General features: G+C 42.0%; 20 protein-coding genes. 15 read left to right on the forward strand and 5 right to left on the reverse strand.

Features of this window, described 5'->3' with window-relative positions; all coding sequences use genetic code 11:
- From CAN34_RS04725 to msrA, 5 genes are all read left to right on the forward strand, one after another.
- Positions 1-730 (forward strand): ABC transporter permease subunit (locus CAN34_RS04725; RefSeq protein WP_121509222.1); only part of this gene is annotated, 730 nt, incomplete at its 5' end.
- Positions 730-1,812: an ABC transporter permease gene (locus tag CAN34_RS04730; protein WP_089554664.1), complete on the forward strand. Its 1,083-nt coding sequence runs from the start codon at positions 730-732 to the stop codon at positions 1,810-1,812. The genes CAN34_RS04725 and CAN34_RS04730, both read left to right, overlap by 1 nt.
- A gap of 1 nt (position 1,813) precedes the next feature.
- The gene (locus CAN34_RS04735) at positions 1,814-3,484 is read left to right on the forward strand and encodes an ABC transporter ATP-binding protein (RefSeq protein ID WP_089554665.1); all 1,671 of its coding nucleotides are present in this window, start codon (positions 1,814-1,816) and stop codon (positions 3,482-3,484) included.
- 201 nt (positions 3,485-3,685) lie between these two features.
- Positions 3,686-4,996, forward strand: a complete 1,311-nt coding sequence (locus CAN34_RS04740) for an iron-containing alcohol dehydrogenase (protein WP_089554666.1) — start codon at positions 3,686-3,688, stop codon at positions 4,994-4,996.
- A gap of 177 nt (positions 4,997-5,173) precedes the next feature.
- Positions 5,174-6,421: a peptide-methionine (S)-S-oxide reductase MsrA gene (msrA, locus tag CAN34_RS04745; RefSeq protein ID WP_089554667.1), complete on the forward strand. Its 1,248-nt coding sequence runs from the start codon at positions 5,174-5,176 to the stop codon at positions 6,419-6,421.
- Between the two features lie 128 nt (positions 6,422-6,549).
- On the opposite strand, the gene folE is transcribed toward msrA, so the two are convergent.
- The gene (folE, locus tag CAN34_RS04750) at positions 6,550-7,146 is read right to left on the reverse strand and encodes a GTP cyclohydrolase I FolE (protein WP_254423092.1); all 597 of its coding nucleotides are present in this window, start codon (positions 7,144-7,146) and stop codon (positions 6,550-6,552) included.
- 360 nt (positions 7,147-7,506) lie between these two features.
- On the opposite strand from folE, the gene CAN34_RS04755 reads away from it, so the two are divergent.
- Both CAN34_RS04755 and CAN34_RS04760 read left to right on the forward strand, forming a co-directional pair.
- The gene (locus CAN34_RS04755; RefSeq protein WP_089554669.1) at positions 7,507-8,313 is read left to right on the forward strand and encodes an enoyl-ACP reductase; all 807 of its coding nucleotides are present in this window, start codon (positions 7,507-7,509) and stop codon (positions 8,311-8,313) included.
- 119 nt (positions 8,314-8,432) lie between these two features.
- Complete coding sequence (locus CAN34_RS04760; protein ID WP_089554670.1) at positions 8,433-9,131, forward strand: YoaK family protein; 699 nt, start codon at positions 8,433-8,435, stop codon at positions 9,129-9,131.
- A 53-nt stretch (positions 9,132-9,184) separates the two neighbouring features.
- Here CAN34_RS04760 and CAN34_RS14215 read toward each other — a convergent pair whose 3' ends face one another.
- On the reverse strand, positions 9,185-9,346 hold the full coding sequence (locus tag CAN34_RS14215) for a hypothetical protein (protein ID WP_165767613.1): 162 nt from the start codon (positions 9,344-9,346) through the stop codon (positions 9,185-9,187).
- 382 nt (positions 9,347-9,728) lie between these two features.
- Between CAN34_RS14215 and CAN34_RS04765 the strand changes: the two genes are divergently transcribed.
- From CAN34_RS04765 to CAN34_RS04790, 5 genes are all read left to right on the forward strand, one after another.
- Positions 9,729-11,150, forward strand: a complete 1,422-nt coding sequence (locus tag CAN34_RS04765) for a DASS family sodium-coupled anion symporter (RefSeq protein ID WP_079691697.1) — start codon at positions 9,729-9,731, stop codon at positions 11,148-11,150.
- A gap of 196 nt (positions 11,151-11,346) precedes the next feature.
- Positions 11,347-12,384 carry an alpha/beta fold hydrolase gene (locus CAN34_RS04775; RefSeq protein ID WP_089554672.1) on the forward strand — a complete coding sequence of 346 codons (1,038 nt, stop codon included), beginning with the start codon at positions 11,347-11,349 and terminating at the stop codon, positions 12,382-12,384.
- A gap of 47 nt (positions 12,385-12,431) precedes the next feature.
- The gene (locus CAN34_RS04780; RefSeq protein WP_089554673.1) at positions 12,432-13,028 is read left to right on the forward strand and encodes a DUF1543 domain-containing protein; all 597 of its coding nucleotides are present in this window, start codon (positions 12,432-12,434) and stop codon (positions 13,026-13,028) included.
- Between the two features lie 207 nt (positions 13,029-13,235).
- Complete coding sequence (gene hrpA / locus CAN34_RS04785; protein ID WP_254423093.1) at positions 13,236-17,531, forward strand: ATP-dependent RNA helicase HrpA; 4,296 nt, start codon at positions 13,236-13,238, stop codon at positions 17,529-17,531.
- 249 nt (positions 17,532-17,780) lie between these two features.
- Entirely contained in the window at positions 17,781-18,245 is a 465-nt protein-coding gene (locus CAN34_RS04790; protein WP_254423094.1) for a heme-binding protein, read from the forward strand.
- Positions 18,246-18,481: 236 nt separating this feature from the next.
- Here CAN34_RS04790 and CAN34_RS04795 read toward each other — a convergent pair whose 3' ends face one another.
- Entirely contained in the window at positions 18,482-19,894 is a 1,413-nt protein-coding gene (locus CAN34_RS04795; protein ID WP_089554674.1) for an aspartate ammonia-lyase, read from the reverse strand.
- A 352-nt stretch (positions 19,895-20,246) separates the two neighbouring features.
- Entirely contained in the window at positions 20,247-20,582 is a 336-nt protein-coding gene (locus CAN34_RS04800; protein WP_089554675.1) for a hypothetical protein, read from the reverse strand.
- Between the two features lie 282 nt (positions 20,583-20,864).
- Here CAN34_RS04800 and CAN34_RS04805 point away from each other — a divergent pair, with 282 nt between their 5' ends.
- Positions 20,865-21,467 carry a bifunctional 2-polyprenyl-6-hydroxyphenol methylase/3-demethylubiquinol 3-O-methyltransferase UbiG gene (locus CAN34_RS04805; RefSeq protein ID WP_089554676.1) on the forward strand — a complete coding sequence of 201 codons (603 nt, stop codon included), beginning with the start codon at positions 20,865-20,867 and terminating at the stop codon, positions 21,465-21,467.
- A 12-nt stretch (positions 21,468-21,479) separates the two neighbouring features.
- On the opposite strand, the gene CAN34_RS04810 is transcribed toward CAN34_RS04805, so the two are convergent.
- A complete protein-coding gene (locus CAN34_RS04810; RefSeq protein WP_089554677.1) occupies positions 21,480-22,268 on the reverse strand; it encodes a DUF2071 domain-containing protein in 789 nt (262 codons plus the stop codon).
- A gap of 421 nt (positions 22,269-22,689) precedes the next feature.
- Between CAN34_RS04810 and CAN34_RS04815 the strand changes: the two genes are divergently transcribed.
- Both CAN34_RS04815 and CAN34_RS04820 read left to right on the forward strand, forming a co-directional pair.
- Positions 22,690-23,307: a hypothetical protein gene (locus CAN34_RS04815; protein WP_254423095.1), complete on the forward strand. Its 618-nt coding sequence runs from the start codon at positions 22,690-22,692 to the stop codon at positions 23,305-23,307.
- 144 nt (positions 23,308-23,451) lie between these two features.
- Positions 23,452-25,065: a Dyp-type peroxidase gene (locus CAN34_RS04820; RefSeq protein ID WP_121509223.1), complete on the forward strand. Its 1,614-nt coding sequence runs from the start codon at positions 23,452-23,454 to the stop codon at positions 25,063-25,065.
- The last annotated feature ends 133 nt before the right edge of the window (positions 25,066-25,198 follow it).

The following is a 25,198-nucleotide window of genomic DNA, read 5'->3' on the forward strand; positions in this document are numbered from 1 at the left end:
CATTCGGTATCGTTGTCGTTTCGCTCGAGACATTCGGTTGCTATTTCGCTTGGGCTCTGTGAGTACGCTGCTGATTTATATGATAGCGATTCCGCTTGGTATTTATAAAGCCATGCACCATGGCTCGGGAATTGACAAAGCAACTGCCATGCTGCTTGCTATCGGGCATGCGATACCAGTATTTGTATTTGCGGTGATTTTATTGGTGTTTTTTGCTGGCGGCAGCTACTGGAATATTTTTCCACTGCAAGGATTAACCTCAGAGAATTTTGATCAATTAAGCACACTTGGTAAAGTTAAAGATTACTTTTGGCATCTGGCTTTGCCACTACTAGCAAGTACGGTAGGCGGTTTTGCTGGCTTGACTTATTTGACTAAGTTTAGCTTTTTAGAAGAGTTGGGTAAGCAATATGTGCTTACTGCCCGTGCCAAAGGTTTAGGTGAGCGGCAAGTTTTATATGGTCATGTCTTTCGTAATGCCATGCTTATTATTATTGCTGGTATCCCAGCGGCTATCGTTGGGATTTTCTTTGCCGGTAACTTTCTTATTGAAATTATTTTTAAGCTTGATGGTTTGGGATTGTTAGGTTTCGAAGCCATTCAGCAGCGTGACTATCCAGTGATATTTGGTACGCTATTTATCTTCACCTTGGTCGGACTGTTATTACAGTTAATCAGCGATTTAAGTTATCACTTAATCGATCCGCGTATTGATTTTGAGGGGCGCTAATGTCAAATCATCCGCTACCCTCAAACGCATTTAATATATCTTCTTTATCGCCAATAAAAAAACGGCGCTTAAATCCTATTTGGCAAGCACGCTTAAAACGTTTTCGTCGCAATCGTCTTGGGGTGATATCGCTATTTATTTTTGCGGTGATATTTGTCATTTGTATGGCAGCCAATGTAATTGCCAATGACAAGCCACTACTGGTGCAGTATCAAGGCGATTATTATTTTCCTGTGCTAAAAGCCTATCCTGAAACAACTTTTGGCGGTGTGTTTGAAACCGAAACCAATTACAAAGACCCAGCAGTGCAAGCGCTGATTGATGAGCAGGGCTTTTATATGATGCCGCCGATTCCATTTGCTGATCAAACACCAAACGTTGAGCTGGGCATTCCATATCCCGCAGCGCCCAACAGTCAAAATTGGCTTGGTACCGATGATTTGGGTCGTGATGTACTGGCGCGCATACTTTATGGCATGCGGGTGTCATTATTGTTCGGTTTAGCATTGACGCTTGCGGGCGCTTTGATTGGTATTGTCGTCGGTGCGATACAAGGCTATTACGGTGGTTGGGTAGATTTGGCAGGGCAACGTTTTATGGAAGTGTGGGGCGGGATGCCACAGCTGTTCATGATTATTATTTTGGTCAGCTTATTTAGCCCCAGTATCACGATGCTATTTGCCATGATGTTGTTATTTGGCTGGATGGGCTTGGTCGGTTTGGTGCGGGCTGAGTTTTTGCGCGCGCGTAATTTTGACTATGTGCGGGCGGCGCGTAATCTTGGTGTTTCGGACAGTCAAATTATGCTGCGCCATATTATGCCCAATGCCTTAGCTTCGAGCTTATCGCAGCTACCATTTATCCTAACGGCTAATATTATCGCTCTGACGGCATTGGATTTCTTGGGTTATGGCTTGCCGCCTGGGTCGCCGTCATTGGGTGAGCTGATGGTACAAGGAAAAAACAATCTCGATGCGCCTTGGTTGGCCTTATCCGGATTCTTTAGCTTAACCTTTATTTTATCATTGCTAATCTTCGTTGGCGAAGCGCTGCGTGATGCGTTTGATCCAAGGCGTTCTTAATATGACCATAATTGATAAGCAAACTGACGACCTAAATAGCAACTATAGCAATACACAGCAAAAGCTAATGTTGAGTGTAGATAAACTTAGCATTGTCACTGATGCAGGCGTGGTTTTGGTCGATAAGCTATCGTATGAGCTGAGGCAAGGGCAAACTTTGGCTATCGTTGGTGAGTCAGGTTCTGGTAAATCTATTGGCAGTTTGGCGCTATTAGGGCTATTACCCGATAATTTGACCATTAGCGGTGAGGTGCAGCTAGCAAATCCAACAGGTATGAGAGTACTACCAATAGCCAATGAAAAAGGGCGTAATGCTGCGCTGCGCTCTATTCGGGGGCAACGTATCGGCATGGTGTTTCAAGAGCCGATGACGGCACTAAACCCGCTCCATACGGTTGCCAAGCAAATCGCTGAGTCTCTTCGTCTAAGCGGTGTACCTAAAAAACAATGGCGCGTGCAAACTATTCAGTTATTAAATGACGTTAATATCACTGAACCTACTGACAAACTCAATCGCTATCCGCACGAGCTGTCAGGCGGTCAACGCCAGCGCGTGATGATTGCTATGGCGTTAGCGCAGCAGCCTGATATTTTAATCGCTGACGAACCAACTACCGCGCTTGATGTGACTTTGCAGCATGAAATTCTTGAGCTATTAGATGCTCTTAAGCGTCAGCATAATATGGCGATGGTGCTTATAAGTCATGACCTCAATCTAGTTAGACGCTACAGTGACGAGGTTATTGTTATGCGTCAAGGGCAGACGATTGAGCAAGGGCAGACTGCAGTAGTTTTTAACCAGCCTAAAGCGGATTATACCCGCTCTCTGATTCAGCAAGATTTTGGGCAAGCGCTAAACTTCTCTGATGATGAGCAAAGTCAGCAATCGACTGTATTGCAAGTAAATAACCTACAAGTACAATTTCCCATTGAAAAAAGTCTCTTTGGTGGTACTAAGCGCTGGTTCGATGCGGTCAAAGACGTCGATATGACCCTACAAAAAGGGCAGGCGTTGGGTATCGTTGGTGAGTCAGGCTCTGGCAAGACGACGATTGCACTGGCGCTGAGCCAGTTGCTCAGCAATCAAGCGCATATGGGTGGGAAAATTGTCGTCAATGGACAAGAGATTGCAGCTTTGTCAAAAAGCGAGCTGCGTAAGTTTCGCTCGCAAATTCAGATGGTCTTTCAAGATCCATTTGCTAGTATCAATCCTCGAATGACGGTCATGCAAATCGTTGAAGAGGGGTTGCTTGTACAAGGCGTTGGTAAGATAGTGCGGCAGCAAGCGGTAATGGACAGTCTTGCTACCGTGCATCTGCCAGTTGAGTTTGCTGAGCGCTATCCGCATGAGCTATCAGGTGGTCAGCGTCAACGCGTGGCATTGGCGCGCGCCCTGATTATGCAGCCCAGTTTATTGATATTGGATGAGCCAACGTCTGCGCTTGATAGTACCACGCAGGTGACTGTAGTGAATTTGCTACGAGAGATTCAACAAAAACTACAAATTAGTTATGTGTTTATTAGTCATGACTTAAAAGTAGTGCGCGCCTTGTGCCAGCAAGTTATGGTACTTAAAGATGGCGTGTGCGTCGAGTCTGGTGTTAGCGAAGATGTATTTAATAATCCGCAGCATTCTTATGCGCAGCAATTATTGCAGGCGAGTGTGCTTTAGCTCATACAGATAGCGTTAAATAAGCAGAACATAGCAGTTCATAGTAATCATGACATCCTGAAAAGTACAGTGCTACAATAAGTTAAACAGACGTTCACTTTAGTTATATGCTTAAAATTTTTTAATTAAAGAGTAGTTTAATTTACTGCTTTAAATGATTGTCATCGTCATTATTACCATCATTAAAAAGGATTTTTACCCATGAAAAAACAAAACAGTATTACTAAATTAGTAAATACTAATGGATTACAGAATGTCGGTTATTTGGCCGTTGCCAAAACTCGTGCCAAAGTACTAAAAGCATTCGCTTACGTTGTTCCAATTAGACGACCCATGCTATTCGTTGGTGAAACCTCTTGTGATGAGTTATGCGATATGGCCATCAATGAAGGCAGCACCAATATATTTATCGTCACTGATGCCGTGCTCAATAAGCTTGGTATACCAGCCAAAGTGACTGATTATCTAGATAAAAAAAATATCAGCTACACCGTTTATGATGGTATTACACCCGACCCTACTTTTAAGGTTGTTGAAGAGGGGTTACGTAAATCTATCGATGCTAAGTGCGATTCAATAATAGCCATCGGTGGTGGTTCAGTAATTGACGCGGCTAAGATGATCGCTATGTCGCAAGGCAATAACTGCAAGCCTAAACAGCTTATCGGCATTCTTAAAGCAAGAAAGCCTTCTGTACCGTTATATTGCGTGCCTACGACTGCGGGTACTGGCTCAGAGGCGACGCTTGGTGCGGTTGTATCCGATGATAAAACTCATCAAAAAGCACTGTCTATCGACCCAAGAATGGTGCCACTGGCAGCGGCTATTGATCCTGTTATTATGAAAGGTATGCCGGCTCATATCACAGCGGATACGGGTATTGATGTGTTGACCCATGCGTTAGAGGCGTGGATGAGTGTAAATGCCAGCGTCGAGACTGATTATTATGCGGCCTCTGCAGCCAAAGCTGTTATGCAATATCTACCGCTGGTTTATAAAGATGGCGGCAATCTTAAAGCAAGAGAAGAGATGGGTATAGCCGCTCATTACGGTGGTATCGCCTTTAACAAGGCTGGTTTGGGTTATGTCCATGCTATCGCTCACCAACTAGGGGCGTATTATAGTATTCCTCATGGCCGAGCCAATGCCATCGTGCTGCCTTATATACTTGACGTCAACCGTAAAGCGAGCCAAAAAAGATTGGCGGAGCTTGCTAGAAAAACGGGCATGGTACAAGCAGGCCAAGCAAGCAGTAGTGATAGCGATATTACCGATCATCTAATCGCTCAGGTACGCGACTTGATTGCAACCTTAAACATCGAGCCAACAGTCAAAGGTATGAAAACCAGCGATTTTGATAGTATGGCTAAAGCCGCTGCAAAAGAAGTCAGTGACACTTATGCGGTACCGATGTACATGCCCGCATCTGGTATCAAAGATATCTTAACGAAAATTAAGCAGGCCAGTGATGAGCGTGCAGATAAAGATAAGAGTAGCGATAAAGTAGCATAAGTTTTTTATCGAATTGATCCTCTAACAATAGCGTAAAACAAAGCCTATTACCCTCTTGGGAATAGGCTTTTTTTTGAATAATAGTTCAGGGCATTGTAAATATATAACAATTTAGGAATGTTTCAGTGATACCTGAGGGTTACGATGGTTACATGATATAACTCTTAGGAGCTTTTTATGAGCCGCCAATTATTAATGAATTACAAATTACAGGCTAAAGTCGTTGGTATGGCCATAGTAGCGAGCAGTGCTTTTTACGTTGGTTGTGCTGCCACTGAAAGTACTCCTGCTGTGAAAAATACTCCTATCGATAATCCCTATGCACCTACAGATTCAAATTTAGCGGTGGCGACAGTGGCTGGTGGGTGTTTCTGGTGTGTGGAAGCTGGTTATGAAAAGATTCCTGGCGTAGTAGAGGTGGTGTCGGGTTATACTGGTGGTCAGACTGACAACCCTACTTATAGCACAGTATCAGCTGGTGGCACAGGGCATACTGAAGCGGCTCAAGTCTATTATGATCCGACGAAGATTACCTACAATGGTATTGTTCAAGCGCTATGGCGAATCGCCGATCCTACCGATGATAAAGGTCAGTTCGTAGACCGTGGTACACAGTACCGTCCCGCTATTTTTTACAAAAACGATCAAGAAAAGCAGATAGCCGAAGCTGCTAAGCAATCTCTGCAAGCCTCTGATGTCTATAAAAAACCAGTGGTAATCGAGATTGTTTCTGCTAGTACATTTTACCCAGCGGAAGAGTATCATCAGGATTATTACAAAAAGAACCCGCTACGTTATAAGGCTTATACCTTTAACTCTGGTCGCTACCAGTTTATCGAAAGCGTCTATGGTAAAGCCTATGAGCTAGATTTTAGCCAATTCAAACCGACTGCACCCAGTACAAAGCAGGTAACGTCGAATAAGACGGCGACAGTCACGGCAGCTGCAGTTAAAGAAACCTTGGGCTTTGACCCAGATACGTTTGTGAAGCCGGCACAAGCTGAGCTTAAAAAATCACTAAGCGACATTCAATACAAAGTCTCTCAGGAAGATGGTACTGAGCGCGCTTTTGATAACGCTTATTGGGATAATAAAGCGCCTGGGCTGTATGTCGATGTGGTGTCAGGTGAACCGTTATACTCGTCTCGTGATCAATACAAGTCTGGTACAGGCTGGCCCAGCTTTACCCGTCCACTGAATACTAGTTTGGTTGTTGAAAAGGACGATCGAGGAATATTTGGAACCCGTACTGAAATTCGTAGTCGCTATGCAGACTCACATGTAGGTCATGTCTTTGATGATGGTCCAGCACCGACGGGTAAACGCTATTGTATGAACTCAGCGGCGATGCGCTTTATTCCACTTGCACAGATGGATTCAGCTGGTTATGGCAATTGGATTGATGAAGTAAAATCGATCAGTTAAGCCTTGTCATATTTTAATTAAGGGTTGCTCGCTAATTTTTAATCACTGCTACGTTGAGTGATGCGCATTAAAAAAGGATACCTAGGTATCCTTTTTTGTTCTTTATTATTTGCTGTTTCTTACTAGTATTAAAACGCCGGTTGACGTCTAGGTATCGCACTTAAAAATTCATTACGCGCTTGATTGTCGTGTACATATTCACCTAACATCGACATCGTGCGTGTAGTAGAGTGTTGCTTATTGACACCGCGCATCATCATACACATGTGAGCGGCATCCATGACTACTGCCACACCGCGGCAACCCGTCACATCCATAATCGTTTGCGCTATTTGTTCGCTTAAGTTTTCTTGAACTTGCAATCGACGAGCAAACATATCGACGATACGAGCAAATTTTGATAAGCCTAATACGTGCCCATTTGGTAAATAGCCGATGTGCGCGATACCATGAAAGGGCAACATATGGTGTTCACATAATGAATAAAATTCAATATTTTGTACCAATACCAGCTCACGGTTGGTCGATGGAAATAAGGCGTCATTAACGACCTCATCTAGGCTTTGATGGTAGCCTTTGGTCAAATGTGCAAAGGCTTTGGCGGCTCGTATTGGGGTGTCTTCAAGTCCTGGACGATGCAAGTCTTCACCCGTTGAGGCGATGAGCTGACGATAGGACTCGGTACTTTCTTCATAATTTGATGTTATTGTTGGGGTATTGCTCATAAGTTTGGCAGCCATCCAAAATGTGGGTGTAGCTTAACGCTAAATCCTTGTTTACAAATAACGGTTGTAAAGGATTTTTATAAAAATTGTGCAAGCTTGGAAGGGTTGTGATTATACTTGAAATGCGCTCAATTTCCTACCGTTAAGGACAATACCTCTCATCTATATAATATAAGGCTGTCTGAAGTATTATATGTCAAGGACATAAATAGTTGGTTTAAGCCATTCGCTAAGACAGTTATAGTTTACGACTGTTTACTTAAATTGATTCGTGTATAATAAAGCGACTTCTATGTTTTAATTGCTACTTTTTATAAAAAACTATCTTAACGAATTTTAATCGTTTAACAAGGAAATATCATGCTACTACAAGGACAGCGTTTTGTCGTCACCGGCATTGCTAGCAAACTTTCTATTGCCTGGGCAATTGCTGAGGCGCTACATCGTGAAGGCGCCTCGTTAATTCTTACTTATCCCAATGATAAAATCAAAAAACGTGTGGATATGGCGGCTGAAAAATTTGAGGCCGATCTAGTACTTGAATGTGATGTGGCGTCTGATGAGTCGATCGCTGCCTGCTTTGAACAAGTCACTGCGCATTGGGGTGATGGTATTAATGGTGTGGTACATGCGATTGGCTTTGCACCAATGGATCAGCTTGATGGCGATTTTGTCAATGCGACCACTCGTGAAGGCAGCCAAATTGCTCATGATATTTCAAGCTACAGCTTTGTGGCATTGGCAAAAGCCTCGCGTGAGTTGCTTGCCATGCGCCATGGCTCAATGTTGACGTTAACGTATGAAGGTAGTATTTCGGTATTGCCAAATTACAACGTTATGGGCATGGCAAAGGCCAGTCTTGAAGCGAGTGTTCGTTATCTTGCCACCTCTATGGGTGGTGAAGGTATTCGCGTTAATGCCATCTCAGCTGGACCTATTCGTACGCTTGCGGCCAGTGGTATCAAATCATTCCGTAAAATGCTCGATATCAGTGAAAAGATTGCGCCGCTACAGCGTAACATTACTCAAGCTGAAGTCGGCAATGCCGCGTTATTCTTATTATCACCGTGGGCATCAGGTATCACTGGCGAGATCATGTTCGTTGATGCAGGTTTCAATACCGTTGCCATTAGTGAGCAGCTAATGATGATAGATGAAACAAAATAATTGCATTTAATCATTAATTATATGATTTGAGAAATACGCAAGGCAGCCAATTGGCTGCCTTTTTTGGTTATACTATGGACTTTTTCGATGATAAGCCATTAGGCCATTAGGCGACGAATATGATAACCAGACTACCAAAATGGATATTGTGGGGCGGGGCAGTATTGGCATTTAGTGCAGGCTGCGTCAACACTGCAGCATTGATGGGTTTTACCAATTTGTCGGTCTCTCATGTCACAGGCAACGTGAGCTTATTTGCAGCGGCTATTGCTTATTTAGACGCTCGCAGTATCTTATATATCGGTGCACTACTGTTATCTTTTTTGGCAGGGGCGATTTTGAGCGGCTTTGTCATTGGTCAGACGTCATTGAAACTGGGTAGACGTTATGGCACTGCGCTATACATTGAAGCGGCATTATTGTTAATAAGCTATTGGTTATACCAGCAGCACGATTATCTAGGACAATTGGCAGCTGCCATGGCATGTGGATTACAGAATGCGATGGTAGCGACTTATAGCGGAGCAGTGATTCGAACCACGCACTTGACCGGATTGACCTCAGACATGGGCGCTGCTATCGGTAATTGGTTAGCAGGTCGGCGCATCAGTAAACCAACATTAGGATTTCAAGCGATCATCTGGTACTGCTTCTGCGGTGGTAGTGCTGTAGGGGCTTTTTTATATGCCAGAGTAGGCTACGGTGCTTTGTTCTTACCCATTGCCATTGTGTTGACTGCCGCCTTTGTCTACAACTATGTATCGGACAATCTGCCAGAAAAAAGACAGCCAAGACAAAAAAAGCGCCCATCGGTTTGATGAGCGCTTTTTTTGTTTGAGTTTTTATGTTCAAATAAATGTAAAACCGTATTTTATTTATCGTCTTCTTTATGATCTTCGTGCTCGTGCATACCCTGCATCATATCGAGAGCTGAATCATCGGTACGCTGTTGGTCTTTTTTAGCAAGGCCATCTTGATTGATATCTTGTCTTGCCATCTTAGTCGTTGAGTCAGTCTTATTGTCATCTGCCATGAGAGGCTCCTATTTGTTTTTATTAACGTTCTTCACCAACTAAGTATGTGATACTGCTTATGAGTTGTACAGGGCAGATGTGGGCATGTTTAGTGACGGTGTGTAACTTTGTATCAGCCCGACTCATAGTTCTCTTGAACAGATTTAAAAGTATATTTCTACAGCCAATTGGTTTTGGATAAATGAGATAAAAACTATATTTCTAATATGGTTTTTATAATACCTATATTGAACATATTTTGGTGGATAATGTTTCTGCTATGATGGCGGCGTATTTTGGTAAGCACAGTTATAAAGCTATTATTCACTGTTGAAATACGTCTTTATATTTACAATTCTTAACACCGTCTTTGGGCACAATAAGGACATTAAAGGACATTGTATGTCAGAGAAAAAACTAGACAGCCATCTACCTGATGATGGCAATGAATATTTATTTACTGATACCTTTCCAAAGGGTACAGGTAAAGGATTGATAGTTGTCGCCATTGCGGCGGTTATCAGTCTGTTTATCTATAATGTATTGCCTTACGATATTAGTGCCAATAAAGGCCTCGCCATGCTGTTCTTTATCGGCGTGTTATGGTTGACTGAAGCGGTACATGTGACCATTACAGCGATATTGGTCGTTGTCATAGGCGCACTTATTGGTTTACCGGACTTCGATGCTGCCATCGGTTTACAAAGCTTTGCCAACCCCATTATTTATTTGTTCTTTGGTGGTTTTGCGCTAGCGGCAGCGTTGCATGTACAGCAATTAGATAGAAAAATTGCGCTCAAGATTCTATCAATGTCAGGCGGCAATCTTAGAAACGCGGTATTCTTAATATTTGGGGTCACTGCATTTTTATCGATGTGGATTTCGAACACGGCTACTGCAGCGATGATGCTGCCATTGGCGCTTGGTATTCTAACGCAGGTTGATCGTGAAAAAGACCGTGGCACTTTTGTATTCGTCCTATTAGGTATTGCTTATTCTGCCAGCCTTGGTGGTTTGGGTACGATTGTTGGTTCGCCGCCCAATGCGATTGCTGCCAAAGCGCTTGATATCGCTTTTGTCGATTGGATGAAGTTTGGTATTCCAATGATGTTAGTGCTGTTGCCATTATTGCTTGGTGCAATGTATTTGTTCCTCAAGCCTAACTTGAATCGTCAGGTAACGCTTAACGAAGACGAGCCTATTGAATGGAACAAGCCACGTGTGCTGACAATTATCGTCTTTATCGTCACCGCATTGAGCTGGATACTCTCAAAACAAATTGGTGCAGCACTTAATGTCGATGATATTGATTCAATTGTCGCGTTATTAGCGGCATCAGCAGTGGTTAGCTTAGGTTTGGTGTCGTGGAAGCAAGTGTCTGACAATACCGACTGGGGCGTACTCATGTTGTTCGGTGGTGGTATTGCACTATCAACGGTTTTAAAAGTATCAGGAGCATCTTTGGTTCTTGGTCAAACCGTTGCTAATGGACTAGCATCTGCACCGCTTATCATAGTGGTACTTGCAGTCTCTGCGTTCATTATCTTCTTAACGGAGTTTGCTTCTAATACCGCTTCTGCAGCCTTGTTAGTACCTGTGTTTGCTGCCATTGCTGAGCAAATGGGTCTGCCGCCTGCAGTATTAGTAATGATTATCGGTATCGGTGCTTCTTGTGCCTTTATGCTACCTGTTGCTACTCCGCCAAACGCTATTGTGTTTGGTACCGGTCTCATTAAGCAAACAGAGATGATACGTGTTGGTGTGATACTTAATATCATTGCTACGTTCGTAGTGGGTTTGTGGGCGTATTTTTTCTTACTATAGCTTAGCAATCAAGATTGTTATAACCATAAAGACCCAATGTTTAAGTGACTCTTGAACATTGGGTTTTTCATTTACTCGTAGCAATAATGTCTGTATAAAATACTTATCGTTTGTTCTCTTGTAGCCATCAGCAAAAGTATTCGAATCATTTTTATAAATAGTAAATAATGTCATCTCATTAAATGGAATTGATAACATGGCACAACGGTTAGTAAAAATTATCATTTATCTGCTTCTTGCTATCATTGCTCTACTAGCTGCGCTCCTAGCCTTTTTTTGGGCGCCTGATCGTAGCGTGGCTGAGCTTAAGCAATGGCAATTGCCTGACAGCGAGTTTATAGCTATTCAAGGGTTGCAGGCTCATGTGCTGCAATCAGATAAGTGTGATGTTTATCGCAGTAAAGAGTCAATTGATCAAGCGGTTAGCACTGGAAAGTCGCTACCTGAAGCTGTCGTTTTATTGCATGGAACATCGGCAAGTTTGCACACATGGCAAGGCTGGACGAAAGCGTTAAGTGACGAGTATTGCGTTGTTAGTATGGATTTACCGGGTTTTGGTTTAACTGGTCCATATACAGATGAGACCACAAAGTATAGTAGCGCTAATTACGCTAAATTCGTCGTGCAAGTGCTCGATCGCTTAAACCTAAATCAAGTGACAAAAGTGACATTGGCAGGCAATTCTTTAGGTGGCAAAATCGCGTGGCGTACAGCGGCTCTTTATCCTGACCGTATTGATAAGCTTATCTTAGTTGATGCCGTTGGCTATCCAGCGACGCCAAAGCATGTGCCTATTGGTTTTAAGTTGGCAAAGTATTCGGCGTTGACGCCTATATTAAGTCGTGTATTGCCGCGAGATGTGGTTAAAAAAAGCGTGCTTAGTGTTTATGCTGATGATACTAAGGTCGATGAAGCATTGGTTGATCGGTATTATGATTTGACGCTGCGCCAAGGTAACCGGCAAGCATTAAATCGTCGCCTACAAGAGACTGATAATAATAGTGACCAAGCACAAATTAAACAATTATATTTGCCGACTTTAATTATTTGGGGCGCACAAGATGACCTTATTCCCGTCGAGAATGCTACGCTCTTCCATAGAGATATTGCTAATAGCCAGCTCAAAATATTTGATGATTTAGGACATGTGCCGCACGAAGAAGATCCTATAACAACTGTTAAAGTGGTCAGAGATTTTTTGAAGCAGCCATTCAAAGTCTATCGAGCTGATTAGTCACTGACTACTAACTGAATATGTTTATCTAATAAGGAAGGCTTCATATGCTAACACTATATATGGTTCAGCTAGGCGGTCGTCCCAAAGGGCGGCTGATTGAGCAACACGATATATTTTTTGGCGTGGCCAATCAGGTTAATGAGTTAATAACAGATATCAATAGCCATTGGCCTGAAGTAAAAAACAAGTGGCACATTGATTCGTACCGAGCGATTACTAAGGTTAATGATTATGCTATTAAATTGGTTGAATCAAGCAACCAAGTAGAGAATAACCATACTCTAAAGCTATTCTTTATCAATTTAGGCGGCTATCAGCAGGGCAGCTTTGAAGAGTTTCATTATAAACTACTCATCGTTGCTGCCAATCAAGCGGAGGCGATTAAACAGGCAAAGCAGAGCCAGTTTTATAAACAGTTTACTTTTAATGATAAAGCCTCACCTTTTAATGCCGCTTCACACATTGATGATAAGTTTGAGGTAGATATAGATGACATATATAACGTAAACGACCTTATCTCAAATGTTGAGATTGTTATTGAACCTACTGCTTGCGCGCTCGATGGAAGTCTAAATGCTGTAGAAGATAAAGAATATGTAGGATATTTAAGTATTAAAAATCTTAAAAAATTAGCACTGTAATAATATTGATTGTTACTTATGTATTTGTATATTTTCAGCTGTATGGTTGAATCACTTTATATATCTGAGAGACTTATGATGGCTTTATTAATTTAAGATAGTCGTTCAGCAGCAATGCAAGCCTAAACCATATACGAGCAACTTGAATCACAGCCCAATTATCCCCATAATCTAACCACTTCCAAATAATAAATAGCCTAAGTAAATATGCCTGATACTCCAAAAGATAACCAACAAAACAGCCAACATGCGAAAGCTAAAAATCTGAACGCTGATGCAAACGATAAGCCGCAAGAAAATACAGACACTCAAAATACAGTTTCTGTTGCTAATTTACCGGTGCTCGTAAAAGATGAGTATTATCTAAGCCGTCTTGAGCGTGAGCTGGCACGTGCAAAATCGTCTAAAAAGCCTGCTGCTAATAAAAATCCTAATGCAGATGCCAAACACGACGCTAAAAATAGCAATGATTTAGAGAAAAAACGTGCACAATTTGAAAAGTTAAAAACTCGCTCACAACAAGCGGTGCAAGCGCGTATGGACAGTATTCCAGATGAGCTAGCAACCAAATTAAATCTTGATTTGCCAGTCAGCCAACGTGCTGATGATTTGATACAGGCGATTATTGATAATCAAGTGATTATCGTTGCTGGCGAGACTGGTTCTGGTAAAACAACGCAGCTACCTAAATTAGCGATGCTGGCAGGTCGCGGTATACGTGGGCAGATAGGGCATACACAACCAAGACGGCTTGCAGCACGCAGTGTAGCCAACCGGATTGCCGAAGAGTTAGGTGAGCAATTAGGTAACACCGTTAGCTTTAAGATTCGCTTTAATGAGCAGGGCACGGCGCAATCAGTTATTAAGCTGATGACTGATGGTATCTTATTGGCTGAGCTTGGTCATGATCGCTTTTTAAGTAAATACGATACGATCATTATTGATGAGGCGCATGAGCGTAGCCTTAATATTGACTTTATTATGGGCTATCTTAAAAAACTGCTACCTAAGCGTCCAGACTTAAAAGTCATTATTACCTCGGCAACACTAGATACTAAGCGCTTTAGTGAATACTTTAGTCATTACGACGCCAAGCTTAAACGCCAAGTACCAGCGCCTATCTTTAATGTAGAAGGGCGCAGTTTCCCAGTTGAAGTACGTTATCGTCCATTGACTGACGAGCCGGTAACCAGCTCAGACGATGACAGCTACGATGATTTTGAAGAGAATCTACCGCGTGCGGTGGTTGCCGCTGTAGAGGAGTGCTTTAGCGATGCGCAAAATAAAGGTCATGCTGATCAAGCTGATATCTTGATATTTGCGGCGACTGAGGCTGAGATACGTGAGTTACAAGATGTCCTTGAGCGGCACGGACCAAAGCATACTGAAGTGCTGCCATTATTTGCACGGCAGACTTACGAAGAGCAGCAGCGCATCTTCCAGCCGTCCGGTCGCGGTCGCCGTATCGTCATTGCGACCAACGTTGCTGAGACTGCGCTGACCGTACCCGGTATTCGTTATGTCATTGACTTAGGGTTTGCGCGGATTTCGCGTTATTCATACCGCTCTCGCGTTCAGCGTTTACCGATTGAAGCCATTGCCCAAGCTGCCGCCAATCAGCGTAAAGGTCGCTGTGGTCGCGTTGCGCCTGGGGTTTGTATTCGCTTATATAGCGAGGAAGACTTTAGTGGTCGTCCTGAATTTACAGAACCTGAAATTCTACGTACCAACTTAGCATCCGTAATTTTACAAATGGCAAATCTGCGTTTAGGCAGTGTTGATGACTTTGATTTTATTGAGCCACCTGATAGTCGTTTAGTTACTGATGGGCATAAACTGTTAAATGAGTTGGGTGCCATTACTGAAAAAGATGAGCAAGCAGCTAGTCATTCAAATGCTAAGGCGAATAGCACAGCAAGCAGCAAGTCAAAACGACAACAAGGTCTCGATCATTTAAAGTTGACGCGAATTGGGCAACAGATGGCGCGTATGCCAATCGATCCAAGGCTGGCACGTATGTTAGTTGCCGGTTCTGACTTTGACTGTATCCGTGAAATGTTGATTGTGGTTGCCGCGCTTGCAGTTCAAGATCCACGTGAGCGTCCGGCTAATAAACGTACCCAAGCTGATCAAAAGCATGCAGAATTCCGTCAAGACGATTCAGACTTCTTGTTTTATCTTAGTTTATGGAAAGCATTGTTTGAAAAAGATGAAGACGGTAATAAGCTATCAGGTAATCAGCGCAAGCAGTTTACCAAGAAAAACTATCTCAGCTTTCCACGCGTACGAGAATGGCATCAGACCCATCGTCAGTTGGTGCAAATGGTCACCGAACTTAAGCTGACTGATGATGCCGACTCAAAACCTAATACTAAAAATGGTGAGTTAGTTAATAGTGATCCAACGGGTGTTGAAGATGAGGAACTTAAAGCGGTTAAATATGCCAATTTGCACCGTGCATTATTAACCGGATTGTTATCTATCATTGCCCATAAGACCGAAAGCCGCGGTGAGTATCTGGCAGCTCGTCAGCAAAAGACTAAGATTTTCCCAGCTAGTACGGTATTTAAACAGATACCACCTTGGGTAATGGCGTTTGAGATGGTAGAGACCTCGCAAGTCTTTATGCGTACTGTTGCCAAAATTGAACCTGAATGGATTATTTCAGCAGCTGGCAACTTGTTAAAATACCACTACTTTGAGCCGCATTGGTCGAAAAAGACGGGACGCGTCAAAGCCTACGCGCAGATTAGTCTATTTGGCCTGATTATTATTGGTAAGCAGCTAACCAATTATGAACAAGTTAATCTAATTGAAGCGCGTGAGATATTTATCCGTGATGGCTTAGTGACGGGTAACTTCGGTAGGCAAGCACCATTTTTACAGCATAATATGGATAAAGTGGCAGATATTGAGCGGATTGAAGATAAATTGCGTCGCCGCGATTTATTGGTCGATGAAGAAACGCTCTATCAATTTTATGATAAAAAAATCCCTGAACATATTGCCAGCCGTAAAGCTTTTGAAGATTGGCGGGCAGAAGTAGAAAAGACTGATAGTAAATATCTGTTCTTTACTGATGATGATGTTTTAAATAGCCAAGCACCTACGACTGGCGACTTTCCTGAAGTTTGGCAACTGGGCGATTTGAAATTACCATTACGTTATATCTTCGATCCATCAAGCGATGACGATGGGGTGACTATTCGAGTGCCACTTGCCGCACTACCACAGCTTGATGCTATTGAGCTACTGTGGGGTGTACCCGGTTGGCGTTTTGAGTTGGTGTTGCAATTACTAAAGTCATTGCCGAAAGAGATTCGTCGGCAAATTGTACCTATCCCAGATACGGCCGATAGCTTGTTCGATGAGCTACAGCCTGCTGGTGGTCAGGGCCTGCTTAAACAGCTTTGCCAAGCGTTAAATCGTCGCGGCATTATGTCGGTGACACCTGATAATTTTAATCCGTCTACGATTGATCGTTATCTACAGCCGCAAATCTGTGTGGTTGATGATAAAAACCGCATTATCGAAAAAGGTCGTGACTTACAAACGCTTCAGATTCGTCATGCAAGTGAGACCAGTCAAGCCGTCACTGAACAGCAAGGCGCGCATACGAGCTTCCCTGAGCACTTTAAATTTAGTAAAAACCATCATAGCGCTGGCGTGGTAATGAAGCAGTTTGCCGCCTTGGTGACTGATGAGGCAGGCGCGGCAGTATCGATTCATCAATATACTGATGTGAATGCTGCATTGCAGGCGCATCGTATAGGTGTCTTAACGCTCATGAAAGGGCAGCTTGGCGCGAAGAAGAAACAGCTGACCAGTCAAATTGATAGCATATTCAAATTGGCTTTTGCACCACTTGGCGATATGGAAAAGTTAAAAACTATCGTTATTGATGCTGCGTTAGATGCCGCCCTTGAGGAGCATTATATACTCTTTGATCATAGTGCAGACTTACCTGAAAGCGCCGATAGCATTGCGACGAATCTGGCAGAGGAGTTACCGTTCACCCTTGAGGAATACACTCAAACGGCAGAAGCAGTGCTCAGTAATTTCTTATTGACCGGTCAAGCAGTGATTAAGACACTTAAAAATGTCTATACCCGTTGGCAGCGTATTCGTCAGAGCTTACTAATGCTTGATCGCGAAATATTTGGTGAGTCTATTGATGACATCGAGGACCAGTTGGAAGATTTGCACTTAGCGAAGTTTGTTTATCGAATGGATTATAGTCATTGGCAGCAGTATCCACGCTATTTAGAAGCGCTCCAAATTCGCCTTGAACGCCTTGAACATAATATCGAAGCCGATCTAGAAGGCGTCTATGCGCTCGATTTACATATGGAACGCTTGTCAGGGCGTGCTGATAGCGAATCTATCAGTGAATATCGCTGGCTAGTCGAGGAATATCGCATTCAATTATTTGCCCAGCCGATGAAAACGCGTATGGCTGTATCACCAAAACGTCTAAGTAAAATGTGGGATAAGGTCAGTTAGATTGATGATTATGCTTTTGTTATCTTTAATAGTAAGCGCCTACTTTTTAGACTTTTTATCACTACCAAATTTGCCTCTACAGGGTATGCCAAGGCGATAAACTTACCTAATACTTAAAGTTTCCTTAATAATTAAAGTACCCTAAATACTTAAATACATAATTTGTTACTTCTTATTTGAGCGTCATAATGTTTTAATGGGTATCAAAGAAAATTAGGACTTAATATGGAAAGGATATCCAATCTTGAAGTGCTCGTGTCATCTAAAATAAACACTGCACATTCGGAACGTGAAGAAAAAGTCTCGTTATTAACCGGCGAGATGGCACAAAAGATAGTAAATGCTGCTTTTCTAGCAGCGCAAAAAGATAAGCTGATGGTGTCGATTACGATCGTTGATCGTTCGGGACAGACACTTGCCCTGTTAAGGGATCATCGAGCAGGCGTACATACTATTCGTTCTAGTTATAAAAAAGCTTACACTGCCAATTCGCAAAAGAGAGAAACCGCTGTTATTGCTAAAGGGATCAAAGACGGAACGATTCCTGAAGATATCAGATACTTAGATGAAAACTTTCTGATGATGCCTGGTGGTGTGCCTGTTTTTATCGATGGTATTGTAGTTGGAGCAATTGGTGTAGGCGGTGCGCACGGTAGTGAAGACGTTCAGATTGCAAAAGCAGGCTTAAAAGCTTTAGGCTTACAGAAGTTATAAAAGCTGTTGTCTATGATTGTAGCCAATCCCGCTATCCGCTTGTATCTGACTTGCCACTGGCGTGTGCTCTTTTCCGTTATTTATGTTCCTGCTTAGCGAGACCACATCTAACGGAGAGCACATCGCCATCGTCTGCATCAGGATACCGCTACTATCGGGGCTAAACTGCACCACCAAATAAATAAAAAGGCTGGATTAGCAATTGCTAACCCAGCCTTTTTTTGACCTCATACCAACTAAATCAATAATTTAACCTTTGGGTAAACCATATTGGCAGGAGATAGGATATCATCCAATGTTGCTTTATCCATCAGTTTTTCTTCTAAAACGATGTCATAAACGCTGCCACCAGTTTCTTGCGCTTTTCTAGCAACATAAGAAGAAGAGTCATAACCTAGATGCGGATTAAGTGCAGTAACCAGTCCGATGTTATTAAACACTTCGATGTTACAAGCCTCGTTATTCATGATGAGACCATCGATGCAGCGAGTGGCAAACATCTCACAAATATTGGCAAGCATGCTCATACCCGTAAATAAATTAAAGGCAATAACCGGCTCAAAAACGTTCAACTGTAATTGACCATTCTCTGACGCCATAGCGATGGTGCTATCAATACCCATGATTTGGAAACAAGCTTGGTTCACCACTTCCGGGATAACTGGGTTTACTTTACCAGGCATGATTGAGCTACCAGGTTGCATTTCAGGTAGGCGATATTGCGCCAAACCGGCACGAGGACCAGAAGATTGCAAACGTAAATCGTGTGCAATTTTTGATAGGCGTACTGCAAAAAGACGCAAGTTACCTGATAAGGCAACATAAGCACTGGTATCTTGCGTGGCTTCAATTAAGTCTTCAGCGATATAGTAAGGTCTATCAGTCAGCTCAGATAAGGTGTTGGCAACCTCTTCTGAATAGCCAGCCGGCGCATTCAGACCAGTACCAATCGCTGTGCCGCCCATATTAATTTCATGAAATAGCGCGCGAGTCGCTTCGATGCGCTCCATTTCTTTTTTGATCATTGTTGCAAATGCATTAAACTCTTGACCTGCTGTCATAGGCACAGCGTCTTGCAAATGAGTGCGACCCATTTTTAACTTATCGGCCAGCTCAACACTTTTATTTTTAAAGCTGTTATACAAAATATCCATTTTAGATAATAAGCGCACGCAGTAATCATCTAACGCAATTTTTAGCGCGGTAGGATAAGCGTCGTTGGTCGACTGTGAAAGGTTAACATCATTATTTGGGTGTACATGCTGATATTCGCCTTTCTTGTGACCTAAAATCTCTATTGCTCGATTGGCAATTACTTCGTTGGCATTCATATTGGTTGAAGTGCCAGCACCGCCTTGGAACATATCGACAATAAACTGATCATGATATTTATTAGCGATTAAATCATCGCACGCTGCCACAATGGCGTCTTTGGTTATTTCATTTAATACACCCACTTTATTATTGGCAATGGCAGCGGTTTTTTTGACGGTCGCAAAAGCACGAATAAAAGTAGAAAACTGATGTAAGCGTACACCACTAACAGTGAAGTTTTCAAAAGCCCGTAAAGTTTGGATACCATAGTAAGCATCAGCAGGGACATCACGATAGCCGAGTAGATCGTGTTCTTGGCGAGTAGCAGTAGTCATTCAATAAAATTCCTTTAATAAAAAGCCCTGACTAATATGATGCCTCGACCCTCATTTTTATTAAAAGAAGAGTCGAGGCATCATATTAGTCAATCAATTGGTTCAACCCTATAGGATAAGCTTTTTACACGGTGATTAATAATGAATTTTTATTGCATGATGCATAATAAAACAAAATTTTTTATATATTAAAATTTTGTAGCAGCAGAACGTTGCCATAGTTGTGTTTATTTCAACTTAACTATAGGAGCGATTATGCTTATAACATTAAAAAAGCAAAGACAATGATCGTTTGTCTTTGCTTTTTTAATGCTAATATTTGTTTTAAGAGTCAGCTCGTCTAACCTCAGCTTTAGGGTTTCGCCCGAATATTTTCTGTCATCACGCCCATGGCATAAAAGAATAGGGCAAACAGCGTCAATGCTATGATAAAAGGTGTAAACACCCAAATAACAATATTAATTAATAATGAAGATAATAAGCCATTGAATATGATGGTATGGGGTGCGATAAAGTCAGTAACCACATCGACTGCACGCTTAGCAATCGGAAAGAGTAGTGTACTAACCCCTAAGATATAGATATATTTAGCAAAGTCAGGGTTGCTCGTTAGGACAATAGCGTAAAATCCTACGTAAAAGAAAACACCTAATGCCCAACATTTGAGAGTGTAGCTTAAACGAATCATGTCCCATCCTCCCGAAGTCTGCTACTATTTTATAAAGAATTAAAAGTTTGACTAAAAGTTAAAATCTTGATTGAGAATTAAAATCGTTCTAATAAATGCAAAATATTGAATATATTATATATGTTATATTATGAATATATAAGTCAAGTCAACTGTTTTCTATAATTATCTTCATTTTACTAATCACTCACTGGGTGTTAGCTTTATACATAAGCGTTTATCAGTTAATAATAAATAGCCTAAGCAAAAATTAATATTTAAGAACTAAAAAAGGAAAACAAAATGTGGAACGAACGCTATAACGAAGCAGAGTACATCTTTGGCACAGAACCCAATGATTTTCTAAAAGAAAATTTTCAGAAAATAGCAGCAGGTGGCAAGGTTTTATGTTTGGCTGAAGGCGAAGGTAGGAATGCGGTATTTTTAGCAGAGCAAGGCTACCAAGTCACCGCCATGGATATGTCTGAAGTGGGTTTGAATAAAGCGTTAAAGCTGGCGCAAGATAGAGGCGTGGCGATTACTACGCAGGTTGCTGACTTAGCCGCCTATGATTTTGGAGAAGAGCAGTGGGATAGTATCGTCTCTATTTGGGCGCATTTACCAGACGCTGTCCGTCGACACGTTCATGCTCAAATTGTACCGGCATTAAAGCCGAATGGGGTATTTATCCTTGAAGCTTACACCGAACAGCAGTTAACTATGGATGCTGTCGGTGGACCACCAGCGACGCAAAGAGCGCGCTTTGGTTCGTTAGCAGTTTTACGTAGTGAACTGGCAGAGTTAGATGAAATAACCGGTATAGAAAAACAGCGTATGATCTCAGAAGGCAAGCGCCATAAAGGTTTAAGTGCGGTGGTACAGTTTATTGCTAAGAAAAATAGTTAAGCTGCTCGCTAGTCAGTCAATAACTTTTGGCGGTAAGTAGATGGTAAACGTATTTAAAGGTTCGATAAGTACACTATAAGGGCGATTTTGTTCTGAAGTGGTGACAATACCTAAGTCTGATAACAGTTTAAAGTTGGCAGAAATCAAAGAGGCTGGCCGTACCTCAAGTCTTTTATGCCAAACGCGATAAGTACCAAGCTTGCCATCACGGCGACGATAAAACCCTGCCAGCGGATGGGTCAAATAAACCAGCGCCGATTCAGTATCAGGAAAGCCTGAGAATGAAAAACTATCCTCTGCATTTTGTACAAGAGATACTGACGCCGCTGCCCATTCTGATTCGGCATTTACCGAATATTTTACATACCGACCAGTTGCATCGTCAAAATGGCAATCAAAAGTCATCTTAGCGCTATGCCAAGGCAAACTCCATAAATATCTCGGTACCGCTAATGTCCAAGAGTCTAGAGTGGTGCCCAAAAACCACACACTGCGCTCGCCCGTATCTGTATCGATGATATAGATACGATAGTTAGTCTGTCCCATGGTAAATGTGGGAAAACGATAAACAGCTGAGGTGAAATCGACATCTATAAATGGTACAACAGAAATCAGTCCTTTTTCCTCACCGTCGATCATCACCGTATCTAGCTTAAATCTATCAGGAAATATACCGTCAAACCTTTCTGCTGGCACAGCATAAGTGATAATAGAAAAATGCTTTAAACCACAAACAACGTCGATACCTGTTGGCTTAGGTCTGTCATGTAAATAATCCTTAAAGCGTCGCAAATCTTGCACAATATTTCCTCATATAACCATAACTTTAAGTAATGGTAAAATAGTTGATCTATATCTGCTATAAATATAAATGGTGAGGCAGTCACTAAAGCTTCTATATTTAAACACTATTCTAGGTTAAATACATGCTTCTGCGTGCTTAAAATATTGCCTCAAACCACTAAAAAAGAAACAGCATTCGCTTAAGAAATATTTTGAAACTTTGTCGGCTTCCTGTGAAGAAAAAAGGGTTTGCGTTAATCAGGTGTTCTATTTTGTTGAGTTAAATTGCTCCGTTTTGATTCGCTATTTATTTTTGCTATGGTAACTGGAAATAATTATACGGGCGTATGAAAGACTTATTTTTTAATTATGAAAAATAATTAAGAATACTAAATTCTCAATACTATAAAAACGACAATTAACTATAAGGGCAACGACTATGAGTAATAGTGCTAAAAATAAAAGAAAGCATATCATCGATAACTCTGAAGACCTGAAAGATAAAATTACTGAATCTATTGATGCTTTTAAGCTACGGGCTGAGTTGTTGGTTGCCAATTTAAAAGAAGGCGGTGATGATGGTTATGATCATGCGACAACTACTGCTGGTGAAAAAGGGCTTAAATCAGGTAAGGTTTCAGAGCTAACCGTCATTGCGCCTCTAAAAGAGGGCGGCGCTGCACGTTTAAGAAAAGTTTTGGAAATCGCTGGTGGTAATTTAGAAGGAGCAACGCGAGTTGGTACGCTGCACGACTTACGTTTTGCATTTTTAGATAATGACACTAGAGTGCTGTTTTGTACCGCTTATGACGGCGATTGGGACCCTTATATTGATGACTTCGCGACCAAAATCCCTGAGCTAATGGACATCTTGTTTGGTAGTGTCGAAGGTTGGCCTGGCATTAAAGATCCTAGTGTTAAGCAATTTATTTTGGATCATCAGATTACGGCAGCGGGTTGGTACGTTGGTGTGCCTCATCTAACCATTCAAGACATCCGCCGCCAAGATCGTATTGTCAAAGGCATTAATAAAGCTTTGGACGAAGCACAGTCTTAACGTCTGTTGTGAGCCAATAAGCTGTTATTAATAAGCAGCTATAGATAAGATGCTATCAATCTATATCACCTTTTTAAAATGGGCTGGGTGATATAGAGAATAAGGGCGACATAAATCAATATAACTATAAAAATAGGTTCAATAATGAGTACAAACACTCCTGATAATGATAAGAAAAACGACAGCACTCAAAGCAATGACCACCAAAATAACCCTAAGCAAGAAAATAAAACTAGTAATAGCTTGGGGAATAAGCTGCATGACTTAAAAGATGAGTTTGGCAATCGTATCGAGGACAGTAAGTTTGAGTCTTGGTTACAAGATATCAAAAAAGAAGTCGGTGATAGCATTGAAACATTGACTCATAAAGCACGCGGCGTATTCAATCCTAATTTAGTGAGTATGGAGTTAGAAGATATCCAATCCATTATTTTACGTGATCGTCCGACGCCTTACTTTGGTACGGTCGTTGCGCTTAAAATTAATAATGCTGAAGTGGGGCGACAAATGCTTGCGCAAGTCTTGCCAGATGTCACTGGTAGTAAAGAGTGGCATAAAGATATGGAGGCCACGCTATCTGTGGTCATGACTTATGCCGGTCTAGAGGCGTTGGGTATCCCGCAATCATCGTTAGATAGCTTTCCAGATTCTTTTAAAGTAGGTATGGCAGGACGCGCTGACAAATTGCGTGATAATGGCGTGAACGCGCCACAAAATTGGGCAGCACCGTTTGGTGAACAGGGCGATGTTCATGTTTGTGCAGCCATCATCGCGGATAGCAAAGACAAATGGCAAGTAAAGCTTAATGAGTTAAAAGACAATATCAAGTCGCATATTAATAAAGACGATCCTGCCAGTGGTGACATTGAAATTCTAATGGAGCATGATTTTGGCTCTGATAATAATGTCAAAAATGTCTTTGGTTATCGTGATGGTATCAGTAATCCAGAAATCAAAGGCAGCGGTATTCAAACTCCACCAAGCAACACAGATGACGCCATTGCAGCGGGCGAGTTTGTACTGGGTTATAAAGGTGAAGCAGGTACGATACCGCCTATGCCGCAGCCTGAGGTTTTAGGTAAAAATGGCTCGTTTATGGTATTAAGGGCTTATAACAGTCATGTCGCCGCTTTTAATAAATTTTTAAAAGACAACAGCGCAAGTGATGAGGAGGCTGAGTTACTGGGCGCGAAAATGTGGGGACGTTGGCGTTCAGGAGCACCTTTGGTATTGTCACCTGATCATGATGATGAAGCACTGGGTGATGACCCAAATAGGAATAACGACTTTGGTTATAAAGATGACCCACATGGTAAAAAGTGTCCATTTGGTGCGCATACTAGACGTATGAATCCACGAGATAGCAAAGACTTTATTTTATCTGATGTGCGTATCCACCGTATTGTCAGACGTAGCGTTGGCTTCGGTGAGGTGTTACCAGCTGATGTTACCGAAGATGATGGCAAAGAGCGTGGCTTATTCTTTATTGGTATCAATGCCCATGCCATGGAAACGGTTGAGTTTTTGCAATCGCAGTGGATTAATGATGGTAATTTTATGAGTTTAGGCGAAGAAAAAGACCCTATGCTTGGCGTCCATCATGGCGATAAAGCCGCCGCTGCCGATACCTTTACCGTCCCTGCCGACCCAATTCGTCAGCGTTATCATGGTATCGAAACCTTTAATACCTTGTATGGTGGTGAATATTTATTTATCCCACGTTTGTCGGCGTTGAAATGGATTAGTGAATTATCCTAAAATACTAAAATGTATCTCTACTTATAAAAATGCCGAAAAAACCATGCTAAAGAAACTATTTAAACCTAAATATTTACCATACGATCATAAGTCTATTGAGTTATCCGCACAGGATAAGCGTTATTTTATCCCC

Origin of the sequence: Psychrobacter sp. DAB_AL32B, assembly GCF_002224105.1 — a bacterium.
GTDB lineage: Bacteria > Pseudomonadota > Gammaproteobacteria > Pseudomonadales > Moraxellaceae > Psychrobacter.